This is a genomic window from Proteus sp. GOKU (genome assembly GCF_015475555.1).
GTDB classification, from domain to species: domain Bacteria; phylum Pseudomonadota; class Gammaproteobacteria; order Enterobacterales; family Enterobacteriaceae; genus Proteus; species Proteus mirabilis_B.
The window spans coordinates 1,365,849-1,382,225 of sequence record NZ_CP034105.1; the positions used below are offsets into that span (position 1 = coordinate 1,365,849).

Annotated in this window: 12 protein-coding genes; 6 read left to right on the forward strand and 6 right to left on the reverse strand. The window is 37.6% G+C overall.

The window, feature by feature from the left end; translation table 11 throughout:
* The 3 genes from EHE21_RS06240 to allD all read left to right on the forward strand — a co-directional run bounded on the left by EHE21_RS06240 (position 1) and on the right by allD (position 2,867).
* Positions 1–687, forward strand: coding sequence for a methionine ABC transporter permease (locus EHE21_RS06240; protein WP_194952142.1), 687 nt, complete (start codon positions 1–3; stop codon positions 685–687).
* Between the two features lie 48 nt (positions 688–735).
* Complete coding sequence (locus tag EHE21_RS06245; RefSeq protein ID WP_194952143.1) at positions 736–1,560, forward strand: MetQ/NlpA family ABC transporter substrate-binding protein; 825 nt, start codon at positions 736–738, stop codon at positions 1,558–1,560.
* Between the two features lie 257 nt (positions 1,561–1,817).
* A complete protein-coding gene (allD, locus tag EHE21_RS06250; protein ID WP_194952144.1) occupies positions 1,818–2,867 on the forward strand; it encodes an ureidoglycolate dehydrogenase in 1,050 nt (349 codons plus the stop codon).
* 86 nt (positions 2,868–2,953) lie between these two features.
* Here the strand turns inward: allD and EHE21_RS06255 are convergent, their stop codons facing one another.
* The 5 genes from EHE21_RS06255 to ycaO form a co-directional block, all read right to left on the reverse strand.
* Complete coding sequence (locus EHE21_RS06255) at positions 2,954–3,850, reverse strand: BPSS1780 family membrane protein (RefSeq protein WP_088493300.1); 897 nt, start codon at positions 3,848–3,850, stop codon at positions 2,954–2,956.
* A gap of 373 nt (positions 3,851–4,223) precedes the next feature.
* Positions 4,224–4,964 (reverse strand): pyruvate formate lyase 1-activating protein, encoded by a 741-nt coding sequence (pflA, locus tag EHE21_RS06260; protein WP_023581312.1) that lies wholly within the window; start codon positions 4,962–4,964, stop codon positions 4,224–4,226.
* A 108-nt stretch (positions 4,965–5,072) separates the two neighbouring features.
* Positions 5,073–7,355 carry a formate C-acetyltransferase gene (pflB, locus tag EHE21_RS06265; RefSeq protein WP_098943737.1) on the reverse strand — a complete coding sequence of 761 codons (2,283 nt, stop codon included), beginning with the start codon at positions 7,353–7,355 and terminating at the stop codon, positions 5,073–5,075.
* A 54-nt stretch (positions 7,356–7,409) separates the two neighbouring features.
* Positions 7,410–8,264, reverse strand: a complete 855-nt coding sequence (focA, locus tag EHE21_RS06270) for a formate transporter FocA (RefSeq protein WP_075673549.1) — start codon at positions 8,262–8,264, stop codon at positions 7,410–7,412.
* Between the two features lie 672 nt (positions 8,265–8,936).
* Positions 8,937–10,694, reverse strand: a complete 1,758-nt coding sequence (gene ycaO / locus EHE21_RS06275; RefSeq protein WP_194952145.1) for a 30S ribosomal protein S12 methylthiotransferase accessory factor YcaO — start codon at positions 10,692–10,694, stop codon at positions 8,937–8,939.
* A gap of 228 nt (positions 10,695–10,922) precedes the next feature.
* Here ycaO and ansB point away from each other — a divergent pair, with 228 nt between their 5' ends.
* Entirely contained in the window at positions 10,923–11,960 is a 1,038-nt protein-coding gene (gene ansB / locus EHE21_RS06280) for an L-asparaginase 2 (RefSeq protein WP_194952146.1), read from the forward strand.
* Positions 11,961–12,028: 68 nt separating this feature from the next.
* On the opposite strand, the gene EHE21_RS06285 is transcribed toward ansB, so the two are convergent.
* Entirely contained in the window at positions 12,029–13,459 is a 1,431-nt protein-coding gene (locus tag EHE21_RS06285) for an MFS transporter (protein WP_194952147.1), read from the reverse strand.
* Positions 13,460–13,595: 136 nt separating this feature from the next.
* Here EHE21_RS06285 and serC point away from each other — a divergent pair, with 136 nt between their 5' ends.
* Both serC and aroA read left to right on the forward strand, forming a co-directional pair.
* Positions 13,596–14,684, forward strand: coding sequence for a 3-phosphoserine/phosphohydroxythreonine transaminase (gene serC, locus EHE21_RS06290; RefSeq protein ID WP_099074999.1), 1,089 nt, complete (start codon positions 13,596–13,598; stop codon positions 14,682–14,684).
* A 195-nt stretch (positions 14,685–14,879) separates the two neighbouring features.
* Positions 14,880–16,166 carry a 3-phosphoshikimate 1-carboxyvinyltransferase gene (aroA, locus tag EHE21_RS06295; protein ID WP_088493294.1) on the forward strand — a complete coding sequence of 429 codons (1,287 nt, stop codon included), beginning with the start codon at positions 14,880–14,882 and terminating at the stop codon, positions 16,164–16,166.
* The last annotated feature ends 211 nt before the right edge of the window (positions 16,167–16,377 follow it).

A 16,377-nucleotide genomic window follows, 5' to 3' on the forward strand; every position in this document is an offset into this window, starting at 1 on the left:
ATGGATGAAATACAAAATTGGATTAATAGCTATTTACCTCATTTAAAACTCAATGTATTAGGTGAGGAGACATTAAATACATTATATATGACACTTGTTTCTGGTGCGCTATCTTGCTTATTAGGGATCTTAATTGGTGTTGCATTATTTTTAACGGCAAAAGACGGGTATAAAGAGCAGGTTTCTATATATAGAACACTCTCATTTATTGTAAACATTTTTAGGGCAATTCCTTTTATTATTTTAATTATATTATTGTTTCCTTTTACTAAATTAATTGTGGGAACCATATTAGGTGTTAATGCAGCACTACCTGCATTAGTGATTTCAGCTGCTGCTTTTTATGCTAGGTTGGTTGAATTAGCATTACGTGAAGTTGATAAAGGTGTAATAGAAGCAAGCCTCTCAATGGGCGCTAATTTACCAACACTAATATTTAAGGTGCTATTACCTGAATCTTCGCCAGCTCTTGTTTCTGGTTTAACGGTAACATTGATTTCTTTAGTGGGTGGAACAGCTGTTGCCGGCGCAATAGGTGCGGGTGGATTAGGTAATTTGGCTTATTTAGAAGGGTTTCAGCGCAGCCATCTTGATGTAGTTTGGATTGCAACATTAGTGATTTTATTTATTGTGTTATGTATTCAGTTATTGGGAGATAGTGTTGTAAGAAATATAGATAAACGCTAATTAAAAAATACTTCAATTAAAAATCAAATTTAAAATAAGGTTATAACAATGAAATTAACAGTATTTAAAAAACTGGGATCACTGCTACTTATTAGCCTAGCGCTCTCTGCTTGTAAACCATCAGATGAAAAATCAGAAAATAAATTAATTATCGGTGCATCAAGTACACCTCACGCGGAAATTCTGGAATTTATTAAACCACAATTAGCAAAAGAAGGATTAGAGTTAGATATTCGAATTTTTAATGACTATATCATTCCTAATCAAGCATTAGCGGAAAAAGAATTGGATGCAAACTTCTTTCAACATGTTCCTTATTTAAATAAAACACTTGCTGATCACCCTGATTGGAAATTAGTGTCAGCAGGCGCAGTACATATGCACCCATATCGTTTTTTCTCACAGAAATATAAAAGCTTACAAGATTTACCGAATGGTGCAAAAATGATAAGCAGTAATAATTTGGCTCAACATGGACATATATTAAAGCTGTTCCAAGATGAAGGCATAATCAAATTACGAGATGGTATCGATCCCGACGATTCTACAATTGATGATATTGTTGAGAATCCTCGTAACATTAAGTTTTTATTTACCTATGATGGCCCATTATTGCCACAAATTTATAAAAATGGAGAAGCGGATGTCGCTTCTATTGATGGACACTTTGCCATTAATGCAGGGCTCGATTTAACCAAAGAAGTTATTTATACAGAGCCTGCTGCTAACAGTAAGTTTGCCAATGTGATTGTCATAAGAGAGGAAGATAAAAATGATCCACGCATTGCTAAATTAATGACACAGTTAAAAGCACCGGAAACCAAAAAGTTTATTTTGGATAACTTTAAAGGTGAAGCTGTTCCTGTTCCATAATTAATCTATTTTTAAATTAATGTGTAAAAGAGTGGTGTAAGAAATTATGCCACTTTTTTGTTTATTATAAGGGGGATTATAAAAAGGTTTTTAATAAAGAAATGACTATTTAACAAAAATATAACGCAATCCTTCATTGGTTAAACCGATCACGGCAGATCCTATTTATGCTGTTAAATTAGACCTATCGCTCGAATTTACCTCAGTTATTTTATGACGTTTCTATTTAATTAGAACCCTACAAAAGAGCATATTCTATGATAGTTTCTAAACAGCAGTTACATCAATTAATAAAAAACAAATTACATCATGCAGGATTGAGTGAGTCTCATGCTGATACGGTGGCTGATGTCTTAGTCCATGCTGATGCCAAAGGTATTCATTCTCATGGTGCTGTGCGTGTAGAGTATTATGCAGAACGGATCAGTAAAGGCGGTACAAATACGGCTCCTGATTTTACTTATACAGAAACGGGGCCTTGTAGCGCTGTATTTGATGGTGATAATGGTGCTGGGCATGTTGCAGCGAAAGACGCAATGGAACGCGCAATTAAAATGGCACAAGAGAAGGGCGTCGCAGTTGTTGGTGTAAGACGAATTGGTCATAGTGGCGCATTGTCCTACTTTGTTGAACAAGCATCACAAGCGGGTATGATAGGTATTTCGCTGTGTCAATCTGATCCAATGGTTGTTCCTTTTGGCGGCTCAGAAGTGTATTACGGCACTAATCCTATCGCTTTTTCGGCTCCCGGAGTAGGCGATAAACATATTACATTTGATATGGCAACAACCGTGCAAGCATGGGGAAAAGTGCTTGATGCGCGTTCACGTCATGCTGATATTCCCGATACTTGGGCTGTCGATGAAAGTGGTAAACCTACAACCGATCCCTTTGCAGTAAAAGGTTTATTGCCTATTGCAGGACCTAAAGGCTATGGCTTGATGATGATGGTTGATGTGTTGTCTGGTATTTTACTTGGACTTCCTTTTGGAAAGCATGTCAGTTCGATGTATCACGATTTAACACAAGGGCGAGAATTAGGCCAATTGCATATTGTTATCAATCCTGCTTTCTTTACTGATACCACTTTATTTAGAGAACATATCTCACAGGTTATGGGCGAATTAAATGCAATTAAACCAGCTCCTGATGTAGAGAAAGTGCTTTATCCTGGTGAGAATAGCCAAATAGAAGAACAAAGAAGCGAGAAAGAAGGCATTGAAATTGTTGATGAAATTTATAACTATTTAATTTCTGACGCACTTTACAATAAATCTTATGATAATAAAAATCCATTTGCGGGTTAATGATAACAGCTATTTATTTTAGACAATAAAAAGCAGTAGAATTTACGCTCTACTGCTTTTTTATTTAAGCAAGTTAATGCTAAGAATTAACTAACTAATTTACCAATATTAGATTCAGCGGTTTTATTTAGAGAAATTGTTCCATTTCCACCACTTCCGCCAATTCCACCGTTATTTCCTTGATTTCCTACATTATGGTGATAAAAAACGTCACGATAAGAGCCATACATCGCAGTGTAAGAAAGAGGAATAGTAATTAATAACCCTAAGCCAAATGGAATAACACTAATCGCAATAATAAAGAACAGCAAAATAAAGAAGAAGAAACCACCCGCTAAATTTATTTTTACTGCTGAAAGGCTTGCTTTAACCGCAGGAAGAGCCTTGTAACCATTAACTAATACAAGTGCAGGAACAAACCAATAGGCTGCAGTACTTAGCGCACCAAAAATAGCGATAATAATAAAAAATAATGTAAATCCAGATGAGTTATCCACCATCATTTCAGCAATGATTTCTTCAGGATAATCGCTATTGATAGCATAAAAAATATCCATCATAGCGGCACTGCTGACTAAAATAGCCAGAATAATACCAGCAAGTAAAATGAGGAAACTAATACCGTAAGCACCCATCAAACTAAGATAGCGTTTATTATAGAAACCAACAAATAAGGTATCAACATCAATACGTTGGGTTTCATACTGCTGATGAGCAATAGCCACGACACCTGCAGCTAATACAGTAGTAACAAAAGGTGAAATGATTGGACCCAATAGCGGAATAAATCCAAGAATGGTTGATATAATAAGACTAACGATAAAGTAGATAATGATAACGCCTATCCACATCCAAAAACGCTCTTTTATTAAATCCCATCCCAGTCCTAACCAGCGAACACCACCAGAGGCGCCTCGCGCTTGAGGAATAGGCGTAAATACCTCTTGTGGCTCTGTTAGCGATGAATTGTTGTCTTGTTCCATTTCCTGTACCTTAATCCCGATATTTTTGTTTATAAATATAAGCGCTCTATAATATCTTTTTGTTTTGTTATTAATCAACTGTATTAAAGCTAATATAGGTTAAGGATAATCTTATAAAGACTATTTCGGTTTTTGATAAGCGTGTTTCATATTTAATAATAAAAAACCGAATAGAGAAGAGCGTAAAAATCATGAATCTTATGAAAAATATATTATTTCTTAGAAAGTACTTTCAAAAATAGAGAGATATAAAATAAGAGGAATGAAGAGAAATGAAAAATAAGGCTTTCTAGTATCGATATGGTGTTACTTTATAAACAAAAAAGCAGCGCTTAAAACCGCTGCTTCTTAAATTAATATTAAGTAGAATAACTTAATAGATAACTTTATGGCCGTAAGATTCAAGAATTGATTTTACATTTTCCATCGTCTCTTTTGACGGTGGATGAATACCATCTAGTTTGTATTCTTCTCCTAAAGCTACCCATTTATGTTTGCCGAGTTCGTGGTAAGGAAGAAGTTCTACTTTCTCGATATTTTTCATATCTTTAATAAATTCGCCTAAACGATGAGCTGAATCATCATCATCAGACCAACCCGGTACAACAACATAACGTACCCATGTTTTTTGGCCTCGTTTTGCTAAATAACGTGCGAATTCAAGTGTACGCTGGTTTGATACACCAACCAGTTTCTGGTGGATCTCATCATTGACTTGTTTTAGGTCGAGCATCACTAAGTCAGTGGCATCCATTAATTCATCAATAACGGGATCATAACGACGAACAAAGCCGTTAGTATCTAAACAGGTATGGATATTTTCTTTCTGGCAAGCACGGAACCAATCACGTACAAACTCTGCTTGCAAAATTGCTTCGCCGCCTGAAGCAGTAACACCGCCGCCAGAAGCATTCATAAAATGACGATAGGTAACCGCCTCTTTCATTAGTTCATCAACTGTGACGATTTGCCCACCATGAGTATCCCATGTGTCACGATTGTGACAATAGAGGCATCTCATTAGGCATCCTTGAAAGAAAACAATGAAACGTATTCCGGGACCGTCAACAGTACCGCAGGATTCAAATGAGTGGATACGACCAAGTACGGACATAACAGGGTTACTCCAAAACTGTCTAATAAAAAGGCCCCAAAGTAGGGGCCTTTATTCTAAGCGATTTTATCTACTTTCTCAGTAAATAAATGCATATAGTTATCTTTATTACATTGTTTGTGTAAATGTACGGGTGATAACGTCTTGCTGTTGCTCTTTAGTCAGTGAGTTAAAGCGAACTGCATAACCAGAAACACGGATAGTTAACTGAGGATATTTCTCAGGATCTTCCATTGCTTCTAACAGCATTTCACGGTTCATCACGTTGACGTTCAGGTGTTGACCACCTTCGATGCCAGCTTCGTGGTGGAAGTAACCATCCATCAGACCAGCAAGGTTCGCTTTACGAACATCATCATCTTTACCTAATGCATTAGGTACGATTGAGAAGGTGTAAGAAATACCATCTTTCGCATAAGCAAATGGCAGTTTCGCAACAGAAGTCAGAGAAGCTACCGCACCTTTTTGGTCACGACCGTGCATTGGGTTAGCACCTGGTCCGAATGGTGCGCCTGCACGACGACCGTCTGGAGTGTTACCTGTTTTCTTACCGTAAACAACGTTTGAAGTAATAGTCAGGATTGACTGTGTAGGTACCGCATTACGGTATGTACGCAGTTTCTGAATTTTCTTCATGAAACGTTCAACTAAGTCACAAGCGATGTCATCTACACGAGAATCGTTGTTACCGAATTGTGGGTATTCGCCGTCAATTTTGAAGTCAATCGCTAAGCCGTTTTCATCACGGATTGGAGAAACTTTTGCATATTTGATTGCAGACAGTGAGTCAGCAGCAACAGACAGACCTGCGATACCACATGCCATTGTACGATATACATCACGGTCATGAAGTGCCATCAGAGCTGCTTCATAGCTGTATTTATCGTGCATATAGTGGATAACGTTCAGCGCAGTGACGTACTGAGTTGCTAACCAATCCATAAAGTGATCCATTTGGTTCATCACGGTATCGAAGTTTAATACTTCATCCATGATTGGCGCATGTTTTGGACCTACTTGGATTTTCAGTTTTTCGTCAACACCACCATTGATGGTATACAGTAAGGTTTTCGCTAAGTTTGCACGAGCACCGAAGAACTGCATTTGTTTACCAACAACCATTGGGCTAACACAACATGCGATTGCATAGTCATCGCTGTCGAAGTCAGGACGCATTAAGTCATCATTTTCGTACTGGATTGAAGAAGTATCGATTGAGACTTTCGCTGCGTATTTTTTAAAGTTGATAGGCAGTTGTTCTGACCACAGGATGGTCATATTTGGTTCTGGTGATGGACCCATTGTGTACAGGGTATTTAAGAAACGGAAAGTATTCTTAGTTACCAGAGTACGGCCATCTAAACCCATACCTGCTAAAGATTCTGTTGCCCAGATTGGGTCACCAGAGAACAGCTCATCATATTCAGGAGTACGTAAGAAACGAACCATACGTAATTTCATGACTAAGTGGTCAATTAATTCCTGAGCTTGTTCTTCTGTCAGTAAACCTGCATCAATATCACGTTGGATGTAGATATCTAAGAAAGTAGATACACGACCAAATGACATTGCAGCACCGTTTTGAGATTTAACAGCGGCTAAGTAACCGAAGTAAGTCCATTGTACTGCTTCTTTCGCGTTTTGAGCTGGACGAGAAATATCGTAACCGTATTTCGCAGCCATTTCTTGGATTTGACCTAAAGCAGCGTGCTGCTCTGCGATTTCTTCACGCAGTTGGATAGTCATTTCCAGATCTTCGCCTTTTTCCATTCTTTCTTGTAAAGAGGTGAATTGGGCAAATTTATCTTTACGCAGGAACTCAATACCGTACAGTGCAACACGACGGTAGTCACCGATGATACGGCCACGACCATATGCATCTGGTAAACCTGTTAAAATACCAGATTTACGGCATTTCATGATGTCTGGAGTATAAACATCGAAAACGCCTTGGTTGTGAGTTTTACGGTAATCAGTAAAGATTTTTTTCAGTTCTGGATCCAGCTCACGGTTGTAAGCATGGCAAGAACTTTCAACCATACGGATACCACCGAATGGGATGATCGCACGTTTCAGAGGTGCATCAGTCTGTAAACCTACGATTTGTTCTAAATCTTTAGTGATGTAACCCGCATCGTGAGATGTGATAGTTGAAGCAACAGAAGTATCAAAATCAACCGGCGCATGCGTGCGGTTTTCGATTTTGATGCCTTCCATAACTTGTTCCCAAAGTGTATCAGTTGCTTTAGTGGAACCTGCTAGGAAAGATTCGTCGCCTTCATATGGAGTGTAGTTTTTTTGAATAAAGTCACGAACGTTAACACCGTTCTGCCATTCACCTTCAGAAAAACCTTTCCATGCTTCAGCAAATTTTTCATTTAAATCAGACATGATACTTCTACCTTTTTACAATGGAACTTAAGAAATCAGTCATACCTGCACGGATTAATGTTTGTCACCGCGCAGATGCATTAACCAGTATACCAGACCGACTAGGACTGCTCCGCCAATAATGTTACCGATAGTGACAGGTAATAAATTATTAGAGAGAAAATTTGATACAGTTAAATTTGAAAATTGTTCGGATGATGCACCTACTTTAGTCCAGAATTCTGCTGGTGCAAAATTCTTAATAACAATACCTAAAGGAATAAGGAACATGTTAGCGATACTGTGCTCAAAACCACTAGCAACGAACATACCGATAGGTAAAATCAGTGCAAAAAGCTTGTCAATCAGTGTACGACCTGCATAGCTCATCCATACTGCAAGACAAACCATTAAGTTAGCTAGAATACCTAAACAAACCGCTTCAATAAACGTGTGCTCTAGTTTATGTTGCGCAGTTTGTAAAACATTCAGCCCCCAAAGCCCATTTGCTGCCATATGTTGACCAGCAAACCACATTAAGGCGACAAAAAAGAGTGCGCCAACAAAGTTACCAAGATAGACATTTATCCAGTTAGCAAACATTTTGCCCCAAGATATACGTCCGGTTGCTTTAGGTATAATAGTAAGAACAGTTGAGGTGAATAAGTCCGCGCCACAAACGACAACGAGCATTAACCCCAGAGAGAAGCAGATCCCACCGACTAATTTAGCCAGCCCAAAAGGAACAGATGCGGTACCTGTAGTAGCAGTAATATAAAAAACAAAAGCAATAGATATAAACATTCCCGCAGTAAATGCAGATAAGTAAGTCATTGGGATCTGTTTATTTGCTTTATAACAACATGCGTCATCGGCAACTTTTGCCATATCAGCAGGTGATAATAAATTAAAAGGGCTGTCAGCTTTCATACTAACACTCTCTTATATGTTGGAATAATTATAGCACGCAATAATAGTAGCAAAGGGGCTTACTTCTAAAATTGATATGGATCATGGTCGCTCATTAGAATCCCGTTTTTAGTGCGTAAAAACCCGCTATTTTAGCTATAACTATTTGATTAATAAAATAAAAAAATTTTTTAAAAATTATCAAAAAATTTTAGACTAGCTGGATAAATAAAGTAAAAAGTAAATATAAAGTATTATTTAAACCCCGTATGTTAAGAATTAAAAATCAAATTTAACGCCTTATTTACTTTTGCTATAAATATAAACATTACTTTATTTGTGGTTAATCTTTATTGATTACTCCAGACATATATCCATTATAAAAATAAGGTTTTTTAATTTTTGAGATCTGGTTAAACAAATAGCAATTTAAACTAGAATTAAGTGATATTCTTAGTGCAAAAATTCAATATGTATTTATAGTGTCATATTAAATGCCTTAAATCGTCACTTTTGCCATATTTTGACAATTTTGTCAGGTGGCAAATTTGTCATATTGACAAATCTGTCAATATTTTATTTTTAGCAAAATAAAACACTCTACTTTTCAATAGAGTGTTTCAATTTAAATACGCACTTATTATTCAGTTAAAATTAGTTATTATTTAATAAATAACCTTAAACAAAATAGGCTTATTTAGTCGATTGGCGTTTTGCTTTCTGTAATTTCTCATAGGCTGCCAGTAACGACTGATGAACAGGTAAATTAGCTAAATCAGGATCAATAGTTTGTAATCCGTAAAATGCTTGTTTACCTTGCATTGCGTTTAAGGCCGCTTGTAATGTTTTTTCGCCATACATACGAGAAAATGCGTGCATATATTGTGCTGGTTCACGTTCAGTCTCTTGTTGTAATAATAAGAGATTATGTAAACAGCGATAATAGTTTTGACGCTCTGGCGTAAATAAAGAAGCATTAAAATCTTGAGTCCATTCAACCCAAACAAGCGCTTGATCAAGATCGCCGCCTGCAAGCGCTAACATTGATTTTAATTCGCCTACACGTAAATGGCTCCAACCATTATCTTTACCCGGAGCAATACCAATCATCTCTCTGATACGTGTAAAGTCGTCTAAGCCATCTTCATCAAACTGACCAATAAGCGAAAGGTACTCTTCTTGAGTGCCTTGGCTTGTTGGTAGCGAAAGAATAGTGTCGCGCCAATGTACACCCATGATGTTATTGGCTAATTGTAAATCTTCAGCAGGATAAATATCTGATAAACCAGGCACTAAAATACGGCAAGCGTAAACTCCTAAGTGTGAGTAGTCCATGATATAGACTTCTGCATCGCACTGTTGGCAAAGTGACATTAAGGTATGGAACTCTTCTTCTGTTGTACCACTGAAGTTCCAATCAGCAAATGCGTAATCAGCATCTTTCTTAAAGAGATCCCAACTAATTAAACCGCTTGAATCAATAAAGTGTGTTTCAAGATTAGTGTGATCACCGACTTCTTCATCATCAAAGCTTGGTGGATTAAAGACATCGAGATCTTTAAGGCTACGGCCTTGTAATAACTCAGTGACAGTACGCTCTAAAGCCACACCAAAATCAGGGTGAGCACCAAAAGAGGCAAAGCATGTACCATTTTGTGGATTGAATAACACGACACAAATAACAGGGAATTGACCCCCTAAAGATGCGTCAAAGCTAAAGATTGGGAAACCTTCTTGCTCTAATGTTTCAATTGCTTCAATAACAGCAGGGTAGCGAGCTAAAACTTCTTTAGGAATTTCAGGTAAGCTAATTCTTTCGGTGATAATGCGATTTTTTACATAACGTTCAAAAACTTCAGACAGTCCTTGAACGCGCGCTTCATTCTTTGTATTCCCTGCTGACATACCATTAGATGCATATAAGTTAGCAATAATGTTTACAGGAATATAAACAGGCTTTTCATCAGACTGGCGTATAAATGGTAGTGCGCAAATTCCGCGATCATGATTACTTGATTGTAAATCAACTAACTCACTACCACATAACTCACCTTCAGGATCATAAAATTCACGTAAACGTGCATCTAATAAGCCAGCAGGAACAGAATCATCTTCTGTTAGTGGGAACCATTTTTCACTTGGATAGTGAACAAATTCACCTTCTGCAATATCAGCACCTAGCCAGAAATCAGAGAAGAAATAATTGGTCGAAAGACGCTCAAAGTATTCACCTAATGCGGAAGCTAATGCTGCTTTTTTGCTAGCACCTTTACCGTTAGTAAAACATAAAGGGCAATCTTTATCGCGAATATGAACAGACCAAACGTTAGGAACAGGGTTTAACCATGAAGCTTCTTCAATGTTAAATCCTAAGTCGGTTAATTTTTGCTGAAAGCTAGCGATAGAATCTTCCAGTGCGGCATCTTTGCCAGGAATAAATGTTTGTGACATGGCAGGTTTCATCAATATTTTGCTGGTGATAGTTAGGGGCACATAATACTGAAATCCCCTGTAATGCACTAATAATTTCTCTCATTTACCCAAGGCTAACTATATTTATCACTCATAATTTATTTGATATATGAATTTTTTTAATAAATTCGTTTGATTTATCACGGAATTAATAATTTTAAATCATCATAATTGGATTTATTTATAAACTCATAAGGGATCAGTTCGATGATGAAAAAAACATTGCTCGCCAGCCTGTTAGCTGTAATCAGTGGTTCTGCTTTTGCCTTACCTAATGTCACCATTTTAGCAACAGGTGGCACAATTGCTGGTGGCGGCGATTCAGCAACAACATCAAGCTATACAGCAGGTAAATTAGGCATTGATACATTAATTAATGCAGTGCCTGAGGCTAAAAAAGTCGCTAATTTAAAAGGCGAGCAAGTCGTGAATATCGGCTCTCAAGATATGAATGACCAAGTATGGCTTAAGCTGGCTAATAAAATTAATGCAGACTGCGATAAAACAGATGGCTTTGTGATCACTCATGGTACAGATACCATGGAAGAAACAGCCTATTTCCTTGATTTAACCACTGCATGTAAAAAACCTGTCGTTATGGTGGGTGCAATGCGTCCTGCAACAGCATTAGGTGCCGAAGGCCCTTTAAATCTATTTAATGCTGTTGTGATTGCGAGCGATAAAGCCTCTGAAGATCGTGGTGTATTAGTAACCATGAATAATGCAGTTATCAGTGGTAAAGATGTTGTGAAAATGAACACGACTGAAGTTCAGGCATTCCAGCCCGTTAACGCAGGTGCTCAAGGTTACGTACATAACGGTAAGGTTCATTATTACACTGCCGCATTACCTCGTGCAGATAAACCGGCATTTGATGTCAGTAAACTGACTGAATTACCAAAAGTTGGTATTGTTTATAACTACTCCAATGCTTCTAATTTACCAGCAAAAGCCTTTATTGATAATGGCTATAAAGGTATTGTCAGCGCGGGTGTTGGTAACGGCAACTTATATACTGATATTTTTGATACCTTAGCCGATGGCGCTAAAAAAGGTGTGGTTGTTGTGCGTGCAAGCCGTGTACCAGTAGGCTTTACTACACAAAATGGTGAAGTCGATGATGCAAAATATGGCTTTGTTGCATCAGAGCGCTTAAACCCACAAAAAGCGAGAGTGTTATTACAATTATCTTTAACACAAACGCAAGAGCCTGCGAAGATCCAAGAGAATTTCGAAAAGTATTAATTTAAAAGAGTTTGGATAATAACAAGGCCTCATTAATGAGGCTTTGTTATTTCTAAAGCGTGAAATGGCTAATTGGTTTTGGCTCGAGAGACAACAACTCTTGCTGTAAAGAAAGCAATTAATGGTGTTATTGCAAAAACAATAAAGAGCCAATGTGCCGCATTTTGAGCGCCTATCATGCCACCCGGATCTGTTAACCCCGCCATATTAACCACCGTTCCTGAAATAGAGGCACCAACAGCCGTTGAAAACAATTGGATAGTGGTAATAGATGTCGCTGCTTTTTGAGCTTCTTGCCCTTGAGAGACATGCAATACACGAGTTAAATAATGAGGCCACGCCATACCAATACCGGCACCTGTAAAAAAGAGGGCTATACAAATAATGATAATTTGCCCATAAGGTATGGTTAAAACATTAGAGATAAATAAGCCAAGGATAACAATGGCTGAAAAATTAATCATTGGACCAAAACGCATTAATTTTTGAGCGGTATGTTGTTTACTTGATGAAGACATAATGGCAGAAAAAGACCAACCCGCACCAACCAATGCTGCTAAATAACCTGAAAGTAGAGGAGTAATATTATGGATAATTTGCAAGAAATAGGGCACAAAGACTTCTGTTTGTACGCTGATCCCTAATAAAACCATGGTGAGATATATTGGTGCTAATGGTGCAGAAAAAGAAAATGTTCCTTTAGGAAATAAGCCATCATTTGATTTTTTATCAATATTGACTAACAGTAAAATAAAGATCAAAGCAAATATAAAGGATAAGGCGTTATATAAAATAACGTTATAAAGACTACCAATAGAAATAGATAATACAGCGAGCATTAATAAAATAAGCTGTTGATAAGGTAACGGCGCTTTGGCGACAATATTATCAGCATTATTTTCGGTAGGAAGAATAGTAAATAATAAAATGGCGTAAGGAATGCCTACAAATAAAATAGACCAAAATGCACCGCGCCAAACATCATATTCAGCAAATATTCCACCCAGTGCGGGACCTAATAGTGTCGATATTCCCCACATACTAGACATTAACGCCATGGCTCTGGACCAAAGTGGTTGAGGAAACATGACTCGAACTAAAGAGTAAGCAAGTGCCAGCAACATTCCTCCACCAGCGCCTTGAATAAATCGCCCTAAAAGCAATATCTGCATTGAGGGTGCTGTTGCACAAATAACAGAGCCAGCTAAAAAGCAAATGGTGGCAAAAAGATAACTATTGCGAGGTGCAAATGCACTCAGTAATCGTGAGGTTAATGCAGAAGAAAGAATTGAAGCCAGAATAAAAACAGTGGTGTTCCATGCATATAAATTAAGCCCACCAATATCACGTACAATTGAAGGTAGTGTTGTGATCGTAATATAGACATTAATTGCGTGTAATGCGACGCCTCCTGCTAAAGCGAGCGATTTTAGACTATTTTTTCCATGAAGAAGCATTCCCCAGCTCGCTTCTTCTTTTTTATTTACACTCCCCGACATAAAACACTCCTAACCATTATTTTTACGCGCTGCATATTATGCGTTAGTTCACAATAATCATTGCGCCAATTTAACGGGAATGATACAACCGATAAAGGTCATTTTGTAAAAACATATTCAGATAGGGTGAATTTGAATGAGTCAGGTATATAACTTTAGTGCAGGTCCGGCTATGTTACCGGCAGAAGTCCTTCGTCGTGCAGAATTAGAATTATGCAACTGGCATGAGCTTGGGCGTTCGGTTATGGAAATTAGCCACCGCAGTAAAGAGTTTCTTGAAGTTGCTCATCAGGCAGAGCAAGATCTTCGTGATCTTCTTAATGTGCCAGAAAACTACAAAATTCTTTTTTGCCACGGTGGTGCTCGAGGTCATTTTGCTGCTTTACCTCTCAATTTATTAGGCGATAAAGCAAGCGCTGATTATATTGATGGTGGTTATTGGGCTAAAAGTGCAGCCGAAGAAGCTGAAAAATATTGTTCGCCAAATATCATTAAAATTAAAACAGAAGTTGATGGCAAAATTGGTGTTAAACCAATGAAAGAGTGGCAATTAAGCGCTGATGCAGCTTATGTGCATTATTGCCCAAATGAAACCATTGATGGTATTGCCATTCATGAAGAGCCTGATTTTGATGACAGCAAAATTGTTATTGCTGACTATTCATCTTCTATTTTATCTCAACCGATAGATGTTAGCCGTTTTGGTGTTATCTATGCGGGCGCACAAAAGAATATTGGTCCTGCGGGTTTAACTATTGTCATTATTCGTGAAGATCTATTAGGTAAAGCACGCAAAGAAACACCTTCAGTATTTGATTACACAGTGCTTGCTGAAAATGATTCTATGTTTAATACACCACCTACTTTTGCTTGGTATTTATCAGGTATGGTCTTTAAGTGGCTGAAAGAGCAAGGTGGTTTGCAAGAGATGGCAAAACGTAACTATGAAAAAGCAGCACTTCTTTATAGTGCAATTGATAATAGTGATTTTTATATCAATCGTATTGCCACAGAGAATCGTTCACTAATGAATGTGCCTTTCCAAATGTCTTCTCCTGAACTGGATTCAGTATTCTTAAAAGAGGCGGAAGCACAAGGTTTAGTCGCATTAAAAGGTCACCGTGTATCAGGTGGTATGCGTGCTTCAATTTATAACGCAATGCCATTGGAAGGTGTTCAAGCATTAGTCGATTTTATGGCTGATTTTGAACGTCGTCATGCGTAATCAATAAAATCTAGAATAAGAAAGCCTGCTTAAAATACAGGTTTTCTTATTTATTATCTTTAAGATGTTAATAATTAAAATTGAATTACCGAGTACAGAATTAATAAATAAAAATATAAGTACCTAAATAATTTTATATTTAATTAAATAGCATCCTCGCTTAATTTACTTGTTTATTGGAGTTTTTACCTGTTTATGGAATCGTTAACATTACAACCTATCGCTCATATCGAAGGTGTTATTAATTTACCGGGATCAAAAAGTGTCTCTAACCGTGCGTTGTTATTAGCGGCTTTAGCCAAAGGTAAAACTCGTCTAACCAACTTATTAGATAGTGATGATATTCGCCATATGCTTAATGCATTAAAAGCCTTAGGTGTGCAATATCAATTATCAAATAACAATACGGTATGTGATATTGAAGGACTAGGTGGCGAATTTAAAACAAATTCCCCGTTAGAACTCTTCTTAGGTAACGCAGGTACAGCAATGAGACCATTGGCGGCCGCATTAAATCTCGGTCAGCATGATATTATTCTTACTGGCGAGCCTCGTATGAAAGAGCGTCCAATTGGGCATTTAGTTGATGCTTTGCGCCAAGGTGGCGCAAAAATTGACTACCTTGAACAGACTGATTATCCACCAATTCGTTTGCGCGGTGGTTTTTTAGGTGGCAATGTTGAGGTTGATGGTAGTGTTTCTAGCCAGTTTTTGACTGCTTTATTAATGATGGCACCTTTAGCAGAGCAAGATACGATCATCACTATTAAAGGTGAATTAGTATCAAAACCTTACATTGATATTACCTTAGCGTTAATTAATACCTTTGGTGGGAAAATTGAAAACCAAGACTACCAGCGCTTTGTTATAAAAGGTGGCCAGCAATATCAATCACCAGAAAAGTACCTTGTAGAAGGCGATGCTTCATCTGCTTCTTACTTTTTAGCTGCGGCTGCCATTAAAGGTGGCACTGTACGAGTTACAGGTATTGGCAAAAACAGCTTACAAGGGGATATTCATTTTGCTTCTGTGCTTGAAAAAATGGGCGCAAAAGTACGCTGGGGTGAGGACTATATTGAGTGTGAGCGTGGAACGTTAAAAGGCATTGATATGGATATGAATACTATCCCTGATGCCGCAATGACCATTGCTACCACAGCACTTTTTGCTGAAGGGGAGACCGTTATTCGCAATATTTATAACTGGCGCGTAAAAGAAACTGACCGATTAGCGGCAATGGCTGCCGAGTTACAAAAAGTGGGTGCGATTGTTGAAGAAGGGCACGACTACCTAAAAGTAACACCACCAAAACAGTTAACTACTGCGGATATTGAGACTTATAACGATCATCGTATAGCGATGTGCTTTTCGCTGGTGGCACTTTCTGATACGCCAATTACTATTCTTGATCCGGGATGTACCGCAAAAACCTTCCCTGATTATTTCGAGAAATTAGAAACACTTTCTCAACGTAATAATTAATATGAAAATCACTAATTAAAATGAGTCAAAATTAAATCAGTTAAATCGGCAGTATTGGGCTTTTTGAAGAACAATACTGCCGATTTTTTATTGTAATTAGACTAATTTTTTCTCAAAAATAGCCATCTCGAAAAAATAATCTTAAATAAGACTCTTTAGTGCTTAACTGCTTGTTTCTTCCTATACATTGTATGCGTATAATGACGCGCAT

Bases quoted from the DNA above. Each gene is read 5' to 3' on its own strand.
- aroA (WP_088493294.1), top strand. From the start codon at position 14,880: ATGGAATCGTTAACATTACAACCTATCGCTCATATCGAAGGTGTTATT.
- EHE21_RS06240 (WP_194952142.1), top strand. From the start codon at position 1: ATGGATGAAATACAAAATTGGATTAATAGCTATTTACCTCATTTAAAA.
- allD (WP_194952144.1), top strand. From the start codon at position 1,818: ATGATAGTTTCTAAACAGCAGTTACATCAATTAATAAAAAACAAATTA.
- EHE21_RS06285 (WP_194952147.1), bottom strand. From the start codon at position 13,459: ATGTCGGGGAGTGTAAATAAAAAAGAAGAAGCGAGCTGGGGAATGCTT.
- serC (WP_099074999.1), top strand. From the start codon at position 13,596: ATGAGTCAGGTATATAACTTTAGTGCAGGTCCGGCTATGTTACCGGCA.
- ycaO (WP_194952145.1), bottom strand. From the start codon at position 10,694: ATGTCACAAACATTTATTCCTGGCAAAGATGCCGCACTGGAAGATTCT.
- EHE21_RS06255 (WP_088493300.1), bottom strand. From the start codon at position 3,850: ATGGAACAAGACAACAATTCATCGCTAACAGAGCCACAAGAGGTATTT.
- focA (WP_075673549.1), bottom strand. From the start codon at position 8,264: ATGAAAGCTGACAGCCCTTTTAATTTATTATCACCTGCTGATATGGCA.
- ansB (WP_194952146.1), top strand. From the start codon at position 10,923: ATGATGAAAAAAACATTGCTCGCCAGCCTGTTAGCTGTAATCAGTGGT.
- EHE21_RS06245 (WP_194952143.1), top strand. From the start codon at position 736: ATGAAATTAACAGTATTTAAAAAACTGGGATCACTGCTACTTATTAGC.
- pflA (WP_023581312.1), bottom strand. From the start codon at position 4,964: ATGTCCGTACTTGGTCGTATCCACTCATTTGAATCCTGCGGTACTGTT.
- pflB (WP_098943737.1), bottom strand. From the start codon at position 7,355: ATGTCTGATTTAAATGAAAAATTTGCTGAAGCATGGAAAGGTTTTTCT.